The 17,750-nt window shown below is 67.3% G+C and carries 13 protein-coding genes and 2 pseudogenes; 5 read left to right on the top strand and 10 right to left on the bottom strand.

Annotated features, from left to right (window positions below):
* Together F0U60_RS47715 and F0U60_RS47710 are read left to right on the top strand one after the other, a co-directional pair.
* Positions 1 to 1,239, top strand: coding sequence for an adenylate/guanylate cyclase domain-containing protein (locus tag F0U60_RS47715; RefSeq protein ID WP_395810662.1), 1,239 nt, complete (start codon positions 1 to 3; stop codon positions 1,237 to 1,239).
* A gap of 429 nt (positions 1,240 to 1,668) precedes the next feature.
* The gene (locus tag F0U60_RS47710) at positions 1,669 to 2,229 is read left to right on the top strand and encodes a hypothetical protein (RefSeq protein ID WP_395810660.1); all 561 of its coding nucleotides are present in this window, start codon (positions 1,669 to 1,671) and stop codon (positions 2,227 to 2,229) included.
* 17 nt (positions 2,230 to 2,246) lie between these two features.
* Here F0U60_RS47710 and F0U60_RS47705 read toward each other — a convergent pair whose 3' ends face one another.
* Positions 2,247 to 2,957, bottom strand: a complete 711-nt coding sequence (locus tag F0U60_RS47705; protein WP_395810658.1) for a TetR/AcrR family transcriptional regulator — start codon at positions 2,955 to 2,957, stop codon at positions 2,247 to 2,249.
* Positions 2,958 to 3,349: 392 nt separating this feature from the next.
* Between F0U60_RS47705 and F0U60_RS47700 the strand changes: the two genes are divergently transcribed.
* The gene (locus F0U60_RS47700) at positions 3,350 to 4,579 is read left to right on the top strand and encodes a hypothetical protein (protein ID WP_395810656.1); all 1,230 of its coding nucleotides are present in this window, start codon (positions 3,350 to 3,352) and stop codon (positions 4,577 to 4,579) included.
* A 19-nt stretch (positions 4,580 to 4,598) separates the two neighbouring features.
* Here the strand turns inward: F0U60_RS47700 and F0U60_RS47695 are convergent, their stop codons facing one another.
* Both F0U60_RS47695 and F0U60_RS47690 read right to left on the bottom strand, forming a co-directional pair.
* Positions 4,599 to 5,945: a hypothetical protein gene (locus F0U60_RS47695; RefSeq protein WP_395810655.1), complete on the bottom strand. Its 1,347-nt coding sequence runs from the start codon at positions 5,943 to 5,945 to the stop codon at positions 4,599 to 4,601.
* A gap of 57 nt (positions 5,946 to 6,002) precedes the next feature.
* The gene (locus F0U60_RS47690; protein WP_395810653.1) at positions 6,003 to 7,013 is read right to left on the bottom strand and encodes a LysR family transcriptional regulator; all 1,011 of its coding nucleotides are present in this window, start codon (positions 7,011 to 7,013) and stop codon (positions 6,003 to 6,005) included.
* A 128-nt stretch (positions 7,014 to 7,141) separates the two neighbouring features.
* On the opposite strand from F0U60_RS47690, the gene F0U60_RS47685 reads away from it, so the two are divergent.
* Positions 7,142 to 7,432, top strand: a complete 291-nt coding sequence (locus F0U60_RS47685) for a DUF1330 domain-containing protein (protein WP_395810651.1) — start codon at positions 7,142 to 7,144, stop codon at positions 7,430 to 7,432.
* A 16-nt stretch (positions 7,433 to 7,448) separates the two neighbouring features.
* A pseudogene (locus tag F0U60_RS47680) lies at positions 7,449 to 7,883 on the top strand (M57 family metalloprotease); the annotation flags it as partial.
* Here F0U60_RS47680 and F0U60_RS47675 read toward each other — a convergent pair.
* From F0U60_RS47675 to F0U60_RS47645, 7 genes and pseudogenes are all read right to left on the bottom strand, one after another.
* A pseudogene (locus tag F0U60_RS47675) lies at positions 7,827 to 8,237 on the bottom strand (putative metal-binding motif-containing protein); the annotation flags it as partial. The pseudogenes F0U60_RS47680 and F0U60_RS47675 sit on opposite strands and share 57 nt — an antisense overlap.
* A gap of 450 nt (positions 8,238 to 8,687) precedes the next feature.
* Positions 8,688 to 9,335, bottom strand: coding sequence for a flavodoxin family protein (locus tag F0U60_RS47670; protein ID WP_395810649.1), 648 nt, complete (start codon positions 9,333 to 9,335; stop codon positions 8,688 to 8,690).
* A gap of 227 nt (positions 9,336 to 9,562) precedes the next feature.
* A complete protein-coding gene (locus F0U60_RS47665) occupies positions 9,563 to 11,101 on the bottom strand; it encodes a hypothetical protein (RefSeq protein WP_395810647.1) in 1,539 nt (512 codons plus the stop codon).
* Between the two features lie 139 nt (positions 11,102 to 11,240).
* Entirely contained in the window at positions 11,241 to 14,384 is a 3,144-nt protein-coding gene (locus F0U60_RS47660; RefSeq protein WP_395810645.1) for an efflux RND transporter permease subunit, read from the bottom strand.
* A gap of 21 nt (positions 14,385 to 14,405) precedes the next feature.
* A complete protein-coding gene (locus F0U60_RS47655) occupies positions 14,406 to 15,545 on the bottom strand; it encodes an efflux RND transporter periplasmic adaptor subunit (RefSeq protein ID WP_395810643.1) in 1,140 nt (379 codons plus the stop codon).
* A complete protein-coding gene (locus tag F0U60_RS47650; protein WP_395810641.1) occupies positions 15,533 to 16,909 on the bottom strand; it encodes a TolC family protein in 1,377 nt (458 codons plus the stop codon). Before F0U60_RS47650 ends, F0U60_RS47655 begins: the two co-directional genes overlap by 13 nt.
* Positions 16,910 to 16,959: 50 nt before the next feature.
* On the bottom strand, positions 16,960 to 17,715 hold the full coding sequence (locus F0U60_RS47645) for a hypothetical protein (protein WP_395810639.1): 756 nt from the start codon (positions 17,713 to 17,715) through the stop codon (positions 16,960 to 16,962).
* Positions 17,716 to 17,750: the final 35 nt, after the last annotated feature.

The following is a 17,750-nucleotide window of genomic DNA, read 5'->3' as shown; positions in this document are numbered from 1 at the left end:
GTGGTCACCGCTTCTGTTCTCGACGACATCCTCCGCCAGCGGCTCGAGGCGCAGCACATGCGCACCGGGCGTTGGGTGTACCGCTTCCGCGTGCTGGGCGCCGTCGGTTGGCTGGCCTGTGTGTACGTCTTCGACTGGACCATGCCCCTGACGGGCGTAGCGGCGTACGTGCTGCTCGCGGCGGCTTTGTGGGCGGGCGGGCGCTTGCTGCCGGTGCTTCGCCGACGGCCAGACCTGGGCGTGTTGCTGCTCGACATGCCCGCCTTCTATGCCATCCAGGCTCCGGCGGTGGTCTTCTCTCCCAATGGCCAAGGCATCGCCGGGCTCTCGGTGGGCATCTACATCGTCCTCGTGATGATGACCGCGCTGCTGGGCGGCGCGCGCGTGAGTCTGGCTTTGGCGACCCTGCTCGGCATTGTCCTCGAGACGGCGCTGCTCCACCGCGCAGGCCTTGGCGTGGGAGAGAACCTTCCGGGCGTGGCCCTGGTGCTCGTCATCGCGGCCGTGGCGGCGGCGTACACCCGTCAGCGGATGCACAAGCTGGTGCTCGAGGTGGCGCAGGAGCAGACGCACCGCACGCGTCTGGGGCGCTACTTCTCCCCCGAGGTCGCCCGGCGCATCCTCGAGGCCGGCGCCAGCGCGGACGGAGGGCAGGGGGAGCACCGCGAGGTGACGCTCCTCTTCGCTGACATCCGCGGCTTCACCTCCATGTCCGAGCGCATGGAGAGCCCCCAGGTGGTGCGACTCCTCAACGAGTACCTCGCGCGCATGGTGGAAGTGGTGTTCCGCCACGGGGGCACGCTCGACAAGTTCATCGGTGACGGCATCCTCGCCTACTTCGGTGCGCCCCTGGAGTTGCCCGGACATCCGCAGGCCGCCGTGGCGTGCGGGCTCGCGATGCTCGAGGCCCTGGAGACGCTTAACGCCGAGCGCCGCGCCCGGGGCGAGGAGCCCCTGCACATCGGCATCGGCATCCACACGGGCAGTGTCGTCGTCGGGGACGTGGGCCCCGAGCAGCGCCGCGAGTACACCGTGATTGGAGACGCCGTGAACCTGGCCAGTCGCATCGAGGGGCTCACCAAGAAGGTTGGCGTGTCGATGCTCGTGTCCGAGGTCACGCGTGCCCGGTGTGGTGAGGCGTTTGGCTTCGAGGCCGCGGCTCCGCTCCCTGTCGCAGGGAAGACGGAGCCGGTGGCCACCTTCCTTCCGGTCAGCAAGACGCTTCGCGACGCGGGATGAGGCGTCATCTGGGGTGTGCCACGCGATTCCACAATCCTGTCACGTCACGTGACTTTTGAAGTCATGTCCGGTATGCTCCTATTTTAAGATTATCGGTTCTTTGATGTACCGCTAGTCTATTCGGTTGACAGGGTCTATGTGTTCTGCTCTTAAAATACGGGGATTGGTTCACGGCTTCGAGAGCGAGACCAGGAACGGAAAGGTCCAACTCGCCGTCATCGCGTTTTTCTCGAACTCAAATGACTCCGAGCAGCCCTCGTGCGACGGTTTCTTCCAATACATTCCGCTCAAGAGCCAATTATTGAAATGGACCAATACACGGGGCGGGTGGCGTTGCCAGCAAACCGGAACCGTCAGATGGCTCAATGAGGTAGACTTTCGTATCGAGAAGAGAACGGCTCCCTGCCACAGCTCCACCGAGGGTGCTCCATGAGACTGAGAAACCTGCCCCTCGTGTTGACCGTTGTGCTGTCGAGCTGTGCGCTGTTCCAGAAACCGGCGCCACAAGAAGACACCTCCATCAGGTTCCCCAACTTCCACGAACACTTCGCAACCACCCTTGGTGAACAAGGCAAGCCGTACGAGTTGGACGGTGTGACGCTTCGGGCCCTCACCATCGCGGCCAATGACTTCATTCCCCCCAAGGGCAGAGACCGGCAATGTTGGGAGAAACAAGAGTCACATCGCTACCGGGTCATTCGCCAGGGGGACATCATCTTCGTGCGGATCTCCACGGACCAGGCGGCGTGCGACCACAAGGTTTTGGTACTTGATGCGGGAGCGATGTACGCGATCAGTGCGGAGGGCCGCATTCTCCGCCGGTTATTCGACGGTGAGCCCGAGAACCTGAGCCCAGCGTCTCACGATGCCGGTGAGCAGGAGTCGCAAGGCATACCTGTTCCTGATTCGCAGGTGGGCACCACCTCGGCCGAAACAGCGCCCGACCTTCCTGCCTCGTGGTTCGATGGTGGCACGCCGGACGCGGGTTGAGCCGCTGACGGATGGGTCTAGCGTTTTTTCGGCCGGCGCGGAGTCTCCTCGCCGCCAATCAGGGCATCGACCTCGGCTGCGTAGAGGAGGGTGGGATCGATGCCCATGACCGAGAAGTGGCCCAGGAGCTCCAGACTGAGCAGGCCGTGCAGCCTCGTCCAGAAGAGCAGCCCGTGCCGCGCCACCAGTCCCTGAACCTTCGGACCGAGCCGCCGTTCCGCCCACTGCTCGAGTTGGCGATCCAGCGCGGCCTGCGGCTCGATGGTTGTGGGCGATGCCGACATCAGCTTGACCAGCGTGTCGAAGAGGAAGGTCATCGTCCGGTGGGCGGCGGGAATTGTCCGCTCGGGCGCGAGCTGGCCTGAGCCGGCGCTGGAGGCGAACAGCAGCTGGTAGCGGTGGGGTTGGGCCAGGGCCCACCGCCGGTAGGCCTCGGCGAGGGCGTGCAGCCGGGCGCGAGGTGAGTGGGCACCCTCCTGTTCGGCAGCGGCCTGAAAGACGTCGGCCAGGTCGTTGTAGGCGTCAGTGACCAGCTCGGCGAGGAGCTCGTCGCGGCTCGCGAAATACCGGTACAGCGCCGGGCCTGTGAGCCCCATCTCCTTGGCGATGGCGTTCAGCGAGATGGCGCCAGGTCCGCCCTCGGCGAGCTGACGCGACGCGATGCGTTTGGCCTCCTCGGCCGTCTGGACTCGGTAGCGCTCGCGGGGGCTGGGGGGCCGTTGGCTCATGAGCCCTGTTCTCTCGTCCCGTCTCGTTACCGAGTCAAGCCCCGTTGAGTCGTCCGCGGAGCACTCGGGCATCCCCTACGGGTGGAGTGATGACTACCCGGCCCGTATAGGCCTGATGCGCCGTGACGGGCCTGTCCAGGTGCGTTGGTTCGAAAAAGTCCTGGAACTGGTGGGCTGGAGCGGAGCACGGTTCCGCGCCCGTCTCGGGTTCACACAAGCGGATTCCCGACGCTCCCACTGTGTGACGCTGGGCATCCGCCCTGAGGCTCACGGCTGCGGCCCCCCCAGCTCCGGAAGCCTGCGCCAGGTCGGGCGTGAAATGAAAGGAAGGCGATTCGGAAGGGGAGAGGGGCTTGCCCGCGGCGCCCTCGGGGTTGAGGATGGTCGTCGCCATGAGTGCACGCACTTCCCGCGACAGGCTGTCTCTTCCCCTGCTCGTTTCAGTGCTCCTGCACCTGCTGCTCGGCGTTTGGCTGTGGCTGGAGGTGGAGTCGGCTCCTCCCGCTTCGTCCCTGACGCGGGTAGCGCCGGAGCCGCTCTCCGTGGAGTGGGAGTTCATTGAGGCGCGACCCTCCGTCGTCGAGGTGCCGAAGCCTCCTCCCGCGAAGGGCACCAGGCGCATCCGGTCCGCTACCCGCGCCGAGCGCCCGCGCGAGGCGCAACCCCCCGTTGCCAAGAGTCCAGAGCCTGAGGCGCCCGTGAAAGGGCCCTCGGACTCACCTCCTGCGGGGACAGCAGAAGCCGATGTGCCACGTGCGCCTGTGCTCGTCCCTTCTTGGATGCAGGCGCCGCCCTCGGCGGGTTCCCTCGCGGTGGCGCCAGCGTCCCGCGGGAGGACGTTGCGCCCGGGCGATCCCGAGCTTCGGCCCGAGTCGAAGGAAGAAGAGTCGGAGCGGCTCACCGCGCGCGTGCAGAACTGGATGGACGACGACATGGCGGAAGAGCGTGTCCGGGGCATCGGAGGGCATCCCTACCTGGAGGAGGCGCGGGATTCGCTCGAGGGCGCCCTGGCTCGGACGGATGGCGGGACGCCCGAGCAGCTCGGCATCCACAACCCCATCGCGGGCCTCTTGAAGAACTATACCGACGCCGCCGAGGAATACGGCCGGACAGGAGGACCGGGGTATGCCCCTCCATCGCGCACGCCGCTGCACAGCGAGAAGCTCTCCGAGCGTTTCAGGGACGATCCGCTGGCGGCCCAGAAGATGATCGGACCTGCGCAGGCCCTTGAGACGCTCCAGGCGTTGGAGAGCCGGGGCGCGCTGCTCACGGTCCAGCTTGAGCTGCGCCACGCCCGAAGCGGAGCGCTCCTGGGCGCAAGACTCGAGCAGGGGTCGGGAAATCGCCTCTTCGATGCGTTCGTGCTGAAGGTCGTGCCCGCCGCCCTGGGTGAGCTGAAGCCGCCACCTCCCGAGGTGATTCGGGACAAGGCGGAGCTCAAGACCCGGTGGCTGGTCGAGGGTTGGCAGCATCCCCCCAAGAAGCTGACCCAGGCGATCGCGTCCTCGCTGGTTTCGGGCCAGCTCATGCTCCCCTTGATTCCCCTCGAGCAGCTCATGGAGCCCGAGGATTCGGAGCAATCGTCCTTCGAGTACCGGGCGCGCCTCATCGGGGTCTATTAATCGCACCCGCCAGGCTGACTCAGGGCTCGGGAGCGAATCGCGCGAGGCCCAGGAGCTCCTCGGGAGCAGGGGCCTCGGGAGGTTCGAGGCCCGCCGCTTCGAGGAGTGTCGCTTGCGACAGCTGCCCCATCGCCTGGAGGGCATGCTCGGCACGCTTGCGGTGGAGTTGCTCGAGTCGCTGTTCCACGAGCCCGGTCGTGCCCGCCCAGTTGCTCACGATCGGTCCGTCGGGCAGGCCGTCCCGTGCGCGGGCTCGCATCGGATTGAACAGGAACCGCTTGGTGAGCATCAGGTGCGAACTGGACACCCTCGCGCTGGCTCGCAGCACGCGGTAGCAGGGGACCAGCCACGGATGGGCTCGCACCAGCACCAGCAGCTCGCTCGCGGGGAGTTCGGGCAACCGCTCCAGGGGGAACCCCAGGGTCTCGGAGAGGACTGCGGGCAGCGAGGGCATGCACATGGCGGTCTCGAGCTTCCGCCGATCCTCCTCCAGCATCGCGGGGAAGAGCCGTCGCACGTGCGCCTCGTAACCGTGGCCCGCGGTCCCCAGGAAGAAGTCCCGCATCAAGAACTCGGGATCCAGCGCGCCGCTGGGAGGAATATCTCCTGGAACCCAATGGACGGCGAACTGCCGAAGGATGTCCATGAAGTACGGGGCCTCAAGTCGTGGCTGGCCCTCTTCCCCTCGCGAAGTGAACTGGAGGTTGAGCTGATGGACGGCGTCCAGGAGCAGGACGCACACGCTGAGCCGCTCCCGAGCCTCCGGGCCTGTGAGGGGAACGGCACGGTGGAGGAGTGGCAGGAGTGTTTCGTTCGCCACCGCCTCCAACGCCTCCGCCTTCTTGAGCTGCTCGAGGAAGAACGAATCGCTGGGTACACCGGTATAGGTGCGGATGGCCTGGGTGCCGAACGCCCCCGGTAGCGTGCCCAGGTTCTGGCCCCGCCAGTGGACCTCGACGGTGGGGACGTTCCAGCGCACCAGCGACGCGTAGGCATCCCGAGGCGGATGGCCCGCGCCCGTGCGCTCCGCGACGCGCGCCACGTGGTCGAGGAACGGGATGCGCTCCCGTGTGGCCCTGAGCCGATGCAGCGGCTCCTGGGGCGTGTCCTTCAGCGCGGGCTCGCGCTCCTGGAAGTGCCTGCCGACGGAGGAGCCAAAGAGGCCCAGGTACACCATCCACTGCTGGGCCTGGAGGGGCGTGAGCTCGCTGGCCAGCGGGGACTCCGCGAGCGGCGTACGGTTCAGCTCCTCGACCAGGAGTTCCGGCTGGGCCCTCCGGGCCAGGATGGCGTGGTTGAGCTCCGGAAGCTGCTGGAGGGTCCACGTCTCAACCCTCGGGAAATCGATTGAGTGATGCAGTTTCATACCCCCCCTCATTGCCAGATGAACGAAGAACCGGGGAGCGCATATCGGGTCTCCCTGTCATGTGAGGCGGCGCGTGTGCTTCCTCGCGGGCTGCGTGCCATAGGAGTCCACGGCTCGGCGGCTGGGGCTCGCTCCGCCTGGCTGAACCGCTGAAGGCGCTGGAAGCCCCAGTGGGCGCTCCGCGAAGTAGCGCCCGAGGTGCTCGACCAGCGCCTTGACCGCAGGCGGGGTAACGCGGCGGGCGGTGGTGATCGCGAAGACGCCAATCTCCTCTTCCACCCAACCGTCCAGCACCGTCTCGAGCCGTCCGCTCCGCACCAGCTCGGCCACGGTGAGCGAGGGGGTGATCAGCAGCCCGACTCCGGCCAGCGCCGCCTCGCGCAGGGCCACGTCGTCGTTGGTCTCGAAGTTCGACACCACGGGAATCGAGTACCGCGCTCCGGGACGGCCGAACCGCCATTCGTTGCGCCTGTCGAGGAGCGTATAGCGAAGGCAGTTGTGGTGGAGCAGCTCCTCGGGCTGTGTCGGCCGGCCCATCCTCGCCAAGTAGGAGGGCGCGCCGACGACGACCACGCGGTCACGGGCCAGCCTGCGAGCGATGAACGTCTGCTCTCCGACCACCGCCATGCGGATGATGATGTCGTAGCCGGACTCGACGAGGTCGACGAGCCGGTCCTCCACCGTGAGCTGAAGGGTGACGCCGGGGTGGGCGCTCAGGAAGGACTGGAGTGCGTCACAGAGCAGCTCCCGCCGGAAGGACGCCGGGGCATTCAACCGCACACGGCCCTGGATGGCGGCACTCGCGGCACTGACGGCCCGGGTGGCCGTTTCGGTGACTCGAAGGAGGGTCGCGGCATGCTCGTAGAGGCGCAGCCCCTCCTCGGTCAGGGAGAGCTTGCGCGTGGAGCGGCGCAGCAGCTGCACGCCGAGCCGGCGCTCGAGCCGTGCCACCCGCTGGCTGACGGCCGATTTGGCCAGTCCCATCCGGCGGCCTGTCTCCGCGAACGACTGGCTTTCGACGACGTGGGCGAAGAGCGCGAGCGAAGGGAGATCCTCAATGCCAATCATCCATCGTTCATATCACGTGAACGGCGAGTTCATCGTGCCCCGTCTACTGGGCGGGGACGGCGGCGCGCATATTCAGTGGCGTGGTTCCCCTGAACATCCCGGCCCATCCTGGCCAGAGGAGAACATCCATGTCTGCGTATTGCTTCTTCGACAACCTCGAGGTCCTTCATCCCGCGGGACTCGAGGAGTACAAGCGCCGCGTCGCACCCGTGGTCGAGAAGTACGGTGGACGCTACGTCGTGCTCGGCGGTCGGACAGAGGTGGTGGAGGGATGCTGGCGTCCCACCTACCCGGTCGTCATCGAGTTCCCCAGCCTCGCGCAGGCGAACCTCTGGTACGACTCCGAGGAGTACCGGGAGCTGAAGGCGCTGCGGCTCTCTTCCACGCGGTCGAACGCCGTCTTCATCCAAGGGCTCTGACAAGGTCTACGTCGGGCGGGACGCCGAGGTGTCCCTGGCCGCATCGCTCGAGATGCTCGAGCGCGGTGACACCACCGAGGAGCAATACCGCACCACCAACCTCGTCAGCACGTCGCTGTCGAAGATCTGCATCAACGGCTCGACGTTCACCGGCGTGTTCAGCACGGCGCTCGATCTGGCCATCCAGAACTACGAGGAGCTGCCGCTCACCTTCGCCATGGCGCGGACGCCGAGCACCGGCTGCAGCTTCACCATCAATGCGGTCATCCAGCCGGGCGTGGTTGGAGGCTCGGCCGGGTTCCCGTCCGGCGGGGGCACTGCTGAACCACGCCGAGCACGTGACCGAGCAGACTTCGTCGACGGAGCCATTGCAGTTGTTGTCCACCCTGTCGCACGCCTCGGCGGCTCCGGGATGTACGCTGGAGTTGCCGTCGTTGCAGTCGCCGCCTAGGGCGGAGTAACCCGGATCCGGAGTGCAGCTGAAGGAACCCGGGGGAGTCGGGCCCGCAACAAAACTAGTGCCGTACCCGTCCCTATCAGAATCATGGAGGAAGTAGCGGGGCAGCGTGTTGTCGGAATCGTTGCAGTCGTCGGAGGTGGACACATAACCGGCCGGTGCTGAGCACGCCCGGGTGCTCACCGATGGACTGCCGCGCCCGTCCCCATCCGCGTCGCGGTACCAGGTGCTCAGGGCCACCTCCTCGTCGATGGCGCCGCTGCAATTGTCATCCACCCCGTTGCACACTTCGGTGGCTCCGGGCTTCACGCTGGCTTGGGTGTCGTTGCAGTCCCTGGAGTCGGACACGTAGCCCGAAGGTTGCACGCAGGCCCGGGTGCTCACCGCCGCATCGCCGTACCCATCCCCATCCGCGTCGCGGTACCAGGTGGTCAGGCCTCCCGCCTCGTCCGTCTGGCCATTGCAGTTGTTGTCTCGGTGGGCTGCGCTTCTCCCGTTCGTGCCGAGAGCTCGCTCTCGCGCAGGTCACCTTCCGAGCCGACCACTCCACAACCTGTCACCCACAGGCCCCAAAGCACTGCCCACAAAATCCGGGTGCCCGACGGCTGTCTTTGCATTGCACACTCCTCCGCCTCGATGAAATCCCGCCACCCTATAAGCCGTTCACCCGGTGTGAAAACCATTTCCCTTTGAGCGATTCCTCTCCCTGGTTTCTTTGGCCTCAAATGTCTTCCAAGGCCTTGAAACTCCTGTGAAACACCTCTCAGACACTTTGTACGGCGACCTGACGGGGACGGCTCACTTGCCACGGGCGAGGACAGCTCGGCCCACCTTCAGCTCCTTTGCGACGTTCGCCACGCGTTTCCCGAGGAACTCGGCGGTTCTCAAATCCGCTGGTGGCGGCGTGACATCCGCGGGTTGATCGAGGTTGGACTGGGCCGCTACGCCGAGGGTATAGGCATCCCGGTTGAGCATGTCCTCGTTCGTGAAGGAACGGTTGTTGCCGTACGGCAGGCCCAGGTTCACCCAGTGCATGTGGTGCTGTGCCGCGAACGTCATGAGTTGAATCAAGGACGTCTGCTTGTCGCCGCCACGGGAGCCGCCATTGGTGAATCCCGCGGCTACCTTGTTGGCCCAGCGCTTCTGCGCGTACTGCAGGTGTGAGGTTGCATCCATGAAGGCCTTGAACTGAGCCGACAAGCTGCCCATGTACGTGGGCGCGCCCATGATGATGGCATCGGCGGAGTCCAGGACGTCCCAGCGTCCCGGCGCCTCTTCAGCCCTGATGAGCTGGACCTCCGTGTCGGCCACCTGGGCCGCACCGGCCGCGACCGCCTCGGCCACCTTCGCCGTGTGGCCACCATGGCCGCTGTGATAGACAACGACTACGCGAACAGTCTCTCTCCTATACAGCTCCTCTTCACCCTTGCTCGATACGTTGCTCATCGCCGTTCTCCATTTCGGCCAGCTGACTTGCTGGTTGATGATGAGAAGAATAGCGTGGACCCGCATGTCCCGACGGTCATAGATGCCACCTTTTGGGACATTCGGGGCAGGGTTCATCCGGGGGCCCCTTGCAGGCGATCGGACGGGTTGGACGGAGGGTCCGCTCCTCCGGGGATGGGTTGCGAGGACCCCGAGGGGCCCTCATGCGTTGGCGACGTGCCGCGGCATCACTTCAATGCGCCCGCCGGAATCTCGACCACGTACGTATCGACGTCGGTGGCGCTGCCACTGCCCCAGTTGGAGTTGAAGACCACTCGCGTGAAGTCGCGGTTGACGCTGGCGACCGGTTCGGTCCAGTAACCGTTAGACGCGGTGCGGTGGTGCGCCAGCGTGTAGAGGGTCGGGTTGGCATTCAGCTGTACGGCCATCACCTTGCGGTGCAGCCACTGCAGCGCACCGCCGTAGTCGGCATAGGTGCTGACCACCACCCAGCCGGGTCGGGCGAACGCCTTGCCCGAGACATGCAACGCCGTCGCGGTGCCGCTCAGGTAGGTCGAAAACAGCGCCGTGCGCACGCCCGTGCGCAGGTTCACCATGAACACGTCGCCCGCGTTGGACTGGTAGTCGACGGCCACGTAGACATCGTCGCCGTTGGCGTCCAGCGCCAGGTCCGAGTGCTCGGACTTCGCGAGCAGTTGGGTCTTCTTGCTGAAGTCCCGTGAGAACGCCACCGTGCCAAGCGCACCGTCGCTGGACACCACGCAGTGATTGCCGCTGGGGGACATGCTCACATGGTCGGGACGCTCGCCATGGGTGTCATACATGCCCAGGACGGTGTTGGTGTCCCGGTCCCAGGTGAACACGCCGAGGCTGCTCCAGTCGCTCGAGTCGACCATGAAGCACCAGTAGCGTCCGTCCGCCGAGGGGGAGCCCTCCGACTTCGTCCATGCCGCCATCGCGGTCGGCCACCTGGCCTTCAACCGCGCGCCAAAGTCGCCCACGACGCGTGAGGCCCCCGTCGAGACATTCAATTCGTGGAGCTGCATGCCGACACCATTGGTGGGCAGGTAGTACAGCAGGTCCGGATTCGTCGGGTGCCATTGCGGCTCCGCGTCCGCGGCCGGGCCCGACAGCTGCTTCAGGCGCGCATGGGTGTTGGCGTCATACACATGCCAATACCCATCGAGGGCATACACCAGCTGTTTCGTGCTGTTCGAGTTGAAGGCCTGGCGGCGCGAGTAGTCGTTCCGGGCAAAGCCTGACACGCCGTCAGCGGTGTGGTCGGTGGCGCGCACGACACACGTCTTGTAGGTGGGCTCCGAAAACGCCGCCCCCTTGGCGGGTTTCGCCAGCGTGGGGATCGGCGTGGCCTGGCGGGTGCTGGTGAGTGCGAAGTCGGGTGCATAGAACGTGGCACACGCGGGGCTGAGCGCCGGCTCGTTCACTGGAGCCGGCTGTGTGCTGCGCTGGCACGTCTTGAACTGGCCGGGCGCGGGGTCCGGATTGAAAAAGCAATACGCGCTGCCCGCCGGCAACTCTCGAGTGACCCAGGTATCACCTCGCCCGAATCTCACGGTCGAGGGCTTGTCCAGCGTGAAGGTCTGATACTGGTTCGCGACCGTCTCCCACCCCTCCGTGGCGAGTCCAGAAGCGTCCAGCATAGAAGGAAGACTGCCGTCGACCGTGTCGCCGCCACAGCCCGCCAAGGAGAGACACACCAGAGCCACCCTCCACACACCTACGTCGCACTTCAAGTCACGATTCATGTCGAACGCTCCCCGTCGATGACCGACAGCAGGGCACTGTCAGCATGTTCTTGACGTGCCTTGATTGCGGAGCTTGCATTCTTTTCGTTTTTTGAGACGGGGCGATGCGGCGCGTGCTTCCCCCGGTCCTGGCCGACCTTCAGTGCGATGGCGCGGGCGGAGCCACCCCGACGCCTTCCACCGTCCGCTTCGTTTCGCCACGCAGCTTCTGCATCAGCACGTAGAGGCCGGGGATGAAGACGAAGTTGACCACCGTGGACACCAGCATGCCGCCGAACACCGCCGTCCCCAGCGAGTTGCGCGAGGCCGCACCCGCGCCGGAGGCCGTCATCAGCGGCACCACGCCGAGGAGGAAGGCAATGGACGTCATGAGGATGGGGCGCAGGCGGACCTCGGCCGCCTCCACCACCGCGTCGATGGGGCTCTTGCCACGCTCCCGCAGTTGCTCGGCGAACTCCACGATGAGGATGGCGTTCTTGCTGGCCAGACCCACCAGCATCACCAGTCCCACCTGGCAGAACACGTCGTTGGCGAACCCGCGCAGCCATTGCAGGCCCAGCGCGCCCAGGATGGCCAGGGGCACCGAGAGGATGATGACCAGCGGCAGGCTGAAGCTCTCGTACTGTGCCGCCAGCACCAGGAAGACGAAGAGCAGGCCCAGGCCGAAGATGATGGCGGCCTGAGCGCCGCTCTGCTTCTGCTCCAGGCTGATGCCCGTCCACTCCGCGCTCATGCCCTGGGGCAGGTGCTGCGTGGCCAGAGTCTCCATGGCCTCCATGGCCTCACCCGAGGACACCCCCGGCGCGGCCTGACCGCTGATGTCCACCGAGCGGAAGAGGTTGTAGTGGCGGATGACCTGCGCGGACACCGTGGGCTGCACCTTCACCAGCGACTCCAGCGGAATCATGTCCCCGCTGTCGCTGCGCACGTAGAAGGCGCCGATGTCCTGTGGGCTGTCGCGGAACTGCTGTTCGGCCTGCACATAGACGCGGTACGCGCGGCTCGCGTAGTTGAAGTCGTTGACGTACTGGCTGCCCATGTAGACCTGCATCGTTCCGAAGATCTGCTCGATGGGCACTCCGAGCGCCTTGGCCTTCTGGCGGTCCACCTCCACATCCAGCAGCGGCGTGTCGGCGTTGAAGGCGGTGAAGACGCCGCGCAGGCGGCTGTCCTCGTTGGCCCTGGCCACCAGGCCCTGCACGGCCGAGGCAAGCTGGTCCAGCGAGTGGGTGCCAGCCGTGTCCTCGACGACGAACTGGAAGCCGCCCACGGAGCCGACGCCGCGGATGGCCGGGGGCTGGAAGGGCACCACGCGCGCGCCGTCAATCCGGCTGAAGGGTCCGCGCAGCCGCTCCACCAGCGCGGCCGTCGTCTGGTCCTTCCCGGGCCGCTCCTCCCAGTTCTTCAGGGCGACGAAGATGTTGGCCATGTTGGAGCCCGTGCCCTGGGCGGAGAATCCGCCCGTGCCGAAGATGACGCGCACTTCGGGCTGCGCCTTCAGGATGGTCTCCACCTCCGCCATCACCTTCTCCGTCTGGGCCAGAGACATGCCCTCGGGGCCCTGCACGGAGATGATGAGGTAGCCCTGGTCCTCGTCGGGGATGAAGCCCGTGGGCGTCACCCGGACGAGCACCACCGTGCCGCCGATGCAGAGGAGGAAGGCCACGAGGATGATGGCCGGGTGCCTCAGCAGCCGCCGCAGGTTGCGGCCATAGAAGGCCCGCGTCCCATCCAGCACCCTGTCCACCTGGCGGAAGAACACCCACTTCTCACCGGGGGGGTGCTCGAGCATCCGCGCGGACAGCGCGGGCGTCAGCGTGAGGGCGCAGAAGGTGGACAGGGCCACCGACGCGGCGATGGTCAGCGCGAACTGGCGGTAGATGCCGCCGGTGGTACCGGGGAAGAGGGCGACCGGCACGAACACCGCCACCAGCACGATGGAGATGGCGATGACCGCGCCGGCCACCTCCTTCATGCCCTCGCGAGCGGCCTGTGCGGCCGAGAGCTTCCGCTCCACCATCAACCGCTCGATGTTCTCGATGACGACGATGGCGTCGTCCACCACGAGGCCCGTGGCCAGGGTGAGGCCGAAGAGGGTGAGGGTGTTGATGGAGAAGCCCAGCACCTTGACGAAGGCGAAGGTGCCCACCAGCGAGACAGGGAGGGTGAAGGCGGTGATGAGCACGCTGCGCCAGCCGTGCAGGAACAGGAAGATGACGAGGGTGACGAGCGCAATCGCCTCCACGAGAGAGCGCAGCACTTCGTGGAGGGTGGCGCGCACTGCGAGCGTGGTGTCCAGGCTTCGCTGGTACTCCATGCCCGGAGGGAAGTGCCTGGACAGTCGCTCCATCTCCGTGAGGACGGCGTCACGCACGTCCAGCGCGTTGGCGGTGGGGAGCTGGAGGATGGCGATACCTATGGCCGCCTTGCCGCCGAAGCGCAGCAGCGTGCCGTAGTTCTCCGCGCCCATCTCCACGCGGCCCACGTCCTTCACGCGGACGCTCCGGCCGTCGTTCTGGCGCATGAGGACGATGTCACCGAACTCGTCCGGCTCCACCAGGCGGCCCCGCGCGCGCACCGCCAGTTGGTAGGGCTGGTCGGCGGCCGACGGCGGCTGGCCCACGGCGCCCGCGGCCACCTGCAGGTTCTGCTCCTGGAGGGCGCGCGTCACGTCCTGCGGGGTGAGCTTGCGGCGCGCCAGCTCCGTGGGGTCCAGCCACAGGCGCATGGAGAACTTGCGCTCGCCGAAGATGCGCACCTCGCCCACGCCGCGGACACGCTTGAGGGCGTCCTTGAGATTGACGTCGGCGTAGTTGCTGAGGAACTTCGCGTCGTAGCGCTCGTCCGGGCTGAAGAGCGCCATGGACATGAGAATCTGACTGGAGGCCTTGTTGACGACGATGCCTGCCTGATTGACCTGGGACGGCAGGCGCGCGGCGGCGCGGCTGACGCGGTTCTGCACGTCCACCGTGGCCACCTCGATGTCGCGCGTGGACTCGAAGGTGATGATGATGGTGCTGGTGCCGTCATTGCCGCTGGTGGAGGTGATGTAGCGCATGCCCTCCACGCCGTTGAGCTCCTGCTCCAGGGGAATGGTCACGGCGCTCTCCACCACCTCGGCGCTGGCACCCACGTAGGTGGTGCTGACAGTCACCTGGGGTGGCGCCAGGTCCGGGTACTGGGCAACGGGCAGCGTGGGGATGGCGATGGCCCCCGCCAACGTCAGCAGGATGGAGCAGACGATGGCGAAGACGGGCCTGCGGATGAAGAAGTCGATGAACATGGTGTGCTCCGTTCCTTCGACTCAGCGACCAGCCGCTGACGGCACGTTCGCCAGGGTCCTGGTCAGAGGTCCCGCTTCGGCGCGAGACGCGGTCTTCACCTTGACGGGCATGCCGTCACGCAGGGCCTGCATGGACGAGACGGCCACGAGGTCTCCTGTCTTCAGCCCCTTCTCCACCACGTAGGACAGCTCCCCCAGCGCGCCGAGGGTGATGGGCCGGCGCTCCACCACCGTCCTGCCCTCCTTCTCCCGCACCACCAGGGCGAAGGGCTGGCCGCTCTGGCGCACCACCGCGAGCGCCGGAATCTGCAGCGCATCGCGCACGGAGTAGACGATGCGCGCGCGTACCAGCTCGTTGGGGCGCAGGCCCACCGTGTTGCGGAAGGCGGCCTTCACCTCCACCAACTGGGTGCGCGGGTCGGCCTGCGGTGCGACGAAGAAGACGTTGCTGGTGAGCAGGACCTTCCCCTGTGCATCGAGGATTTCCAGCGCCGTGTCCGGCTTCATGGAGCGGGCGCGCCGCGAGGGCACCGAGACGCTGACCTCCAGCACGTCTGCCTGCGCCACGCTGGTCAGCGGAGTGGAAGCGCTGACGAAGTCTCCCACGCGCACCAGCACGTCGCCCACGGTGCCAGGGAAGGGCGCGCGCACCACGTTGAGCTGCAGCTGCACCTGGCGCTGCGTCACCTGCGCGGCCGACGAGCGCGAGGCGGCCTCGGCGGCCTCCACCTGGGCACGGGCGTTCTCCAGTTCCTGCGCGCTGGCGAGGCCTTCTTGATGGAGGGCCTCGGTGCGGGCCAGGGTGCGGCGGGCCAATTCCAGATTGACTTGCGAGGAGCTCAACTGGGCCTGCGCGCTGTCCAGCGCGGCCGTCGCCTCCCGGGCGTCCACCTCCACCAGCGGCGCGCCTTCCTCCACCCGCTGGCCGGGGCGTACGTGGATGCGGCGCACGTAGCCGGCCACCTGCGGCAGCACCGTGACGCTCTGCCGCGAGAGCAGGCTGCCCAGGTATTCGCCGGTGTCGCGTACCTCGCGCGGTGTGAGTGAGACCACGTCGATTTCCCGAGCCGGAGGTGCCGCTGGGGGCGCCTTCGTGCCCGAGCAGCCAGCCACCACCGTCAGCACCGCCATGCCCCACATCATCGTCTTCACCCGTCGCATCGGGCCTCCGTCAGGAATGCGTCCAGGCGCGCCTGGACGAGCTCGAATTCACGCAGCACCAGGTTCAGCTCCGCCTGGCGAAGGGCCGCACCGCTCTGCACCAGCTCAAGGCTGCTGCCGCGGCCCACTTCAAAGGAACGGCGGGTGAGTCGGTCGGTGCGCTCGGCGAGGTCTCGCGCCTCCACCGCCGTCTTCACCAGCGACTCGGCCACCTCCACGCTTCGGCGGGCCCGCGCCACCTCCAGCTCCACCTCGCGGCGGGCGCTCTCCAGCACTGCTTCCGCCTGGGCCTCCACGCCCGCGCGCTCACGCACCAGCCCACCGCGCCCGCCACCTTCCCAGAGGGGGACCGAGAGCACTGCGGCGACGTTCCACGTCGCGAAGCGGCCGAAGCCTGGGTCCGTGGTGAGGCCGTAGACGGTGCTGCTGACGCCCAGCGTGGGCAGGTAGCCCGCGGTGGCCTGACGCCGGCTGTCGCGCGCGGACTCCACCTGGGCGCCTGCCGCCACCAGGTCGGGCCGCTCGTCCAGGCGCTCCAGCGGCGCGCAGTCCTCGCGCGTCTGGTCCACCAGCCCCTGGAGGTTGAAGGCCGGGTCGACGCCGATGGCCTGACCGAAGCCCAGCGAGAGGCCCAGCACCTCGCGCGCCTGGCGCAACTGCTCGTCCCCGGCGATGAGGGCGCCGCGCGCCACGGCCACGTCCTGATTGACGCGCACCACGTCCAACTGGTTGCCGGCGCCCAGTTCGACGGTGCGCTGGGTGAGGGCGGCGCGCTCCAGGGCACGTCGCAGGCCCACGCGGTTGATTTCGGCGGCGCGCTCGGCGGCCACCGTGGCCACCAGCACCTGGGCCAGCCCCAGGGTGAGGCGGCGGCGGGTGTCCTGGAGGTTGGCCACCGCGCTCGTCTCGGCGGCCCGGGCCGACGACAGGCCTCGCCAGGCGCCCAGGTCCACCACCGACTGCGTCAGCGTCATGCTGAGGGTGCCCGCGGGGGTGGTAGCGGTGCGGCCGTCACCGGCGGCCCCCTGGGTCACCCCCGAGGGAACGTCCGGATTGAGGAGGTCATACGCCACGCCTGCCTGGGCGCGCGCGTTGGGCAACAGCGCCGACAGGGCCTGGCGCCACCGGCCACCGGCGCGCTCCACGCCGGCCACGGCGTTGCGCAGGTCCGTGGACCGCTCGCGCATCAGGGCGAGCGCCTCGTCCCAGCTCTTCACCCGCCGGGGGGCGGGCGGGACGGGGGTGAGCATCGCGTCCTCCACGTCTGGCTGGAGGGCTGCTGGAGGAAGGTCGGAGGAGGAGGCCGCCTCGGCCTGAATCGAGGCGGCGGCGAGTGCGAGGAGAAGGACGGAAGGAGTAGCCATTCGCCGGACGTGGAGGACGGAAGGGAGTCACTGCGCCTGCAGCCCGCTGCTCAGCTGCGCGGCGTCACCGGCTTGAAGGTGGCGGCGTCGATGGGCGCGTCGTAGCGGGCGCTCTGGATGACCTTCTCGCCCCGCTTGCCGTCTGCCTCCCACTGCGTGCGGTGGCTCAGCATGATGCCGTCCACGTCGCGGTAGTCGGAGAAGGTGAGGGCCTTGTTGTACGCCTTGCCCTCATGGGTGCCGGCATACGTGCGGCGTACCTCCAGGAAGGACTTCTGGTCGATGAAGCGGACCTCCGTGTTGGCGCCACGGGTGAGGACCAGCTTGAACGCGGGAGCGCCATTCACCTCCTCCACGCCGTCCAGCTTCAGCGCGACGCCCTGGGCCTTCGGGTCCAGCAGGGCGTCGTCGAACGCGGCGCCCTCGGCCATCATCGCGTTCTTCTCCTTGTCCAGGCGCTGCGGAGCAGCCGAGCCCTCCACCACCCAGCCCTGCTGCCCGTCGAACATCTTGCTGACCCTGGCGCCGTTCTTGTCCGAGTCGTAGCGCACGAGGTTGGGACGTGCGCGCTGCATGGTGGACGTCGCCACGGTGGTGTCCCCCTCCCTGAAGAGGGTGGTGATCTGGACGGTCTTCACGGCCTTGAGCCGCTCCTTGCCGCCCACGGCCTTCAGGTGCTTGTCGACGACGGTCTGGAGCGTCAGCTTGCCCTGGGTGCACTCAGCGCCTTCGCCGGCGGCGGCGATGGCGGGGGTGAACGTCAGACCGAGGGCCAGGAACGAGGTAACGAGAGACTTGCGCAGCATGGGGTGTGCCTCCGTGTGGAGTGGGTTGCGGGAGG

The organism is Archangium minus, assembly GCF_044360475.1.
Taxonomy (GTDB): Bacteria; Myxococcota; Myxococcia; order Myxococcales; family Myxococcaceae; genus Archangium; species Archangium minus.
Note: the sequence above shows the minus strand (reverse complement) of the source record. Positions and strands in the feature narration are given on the sequence as shown.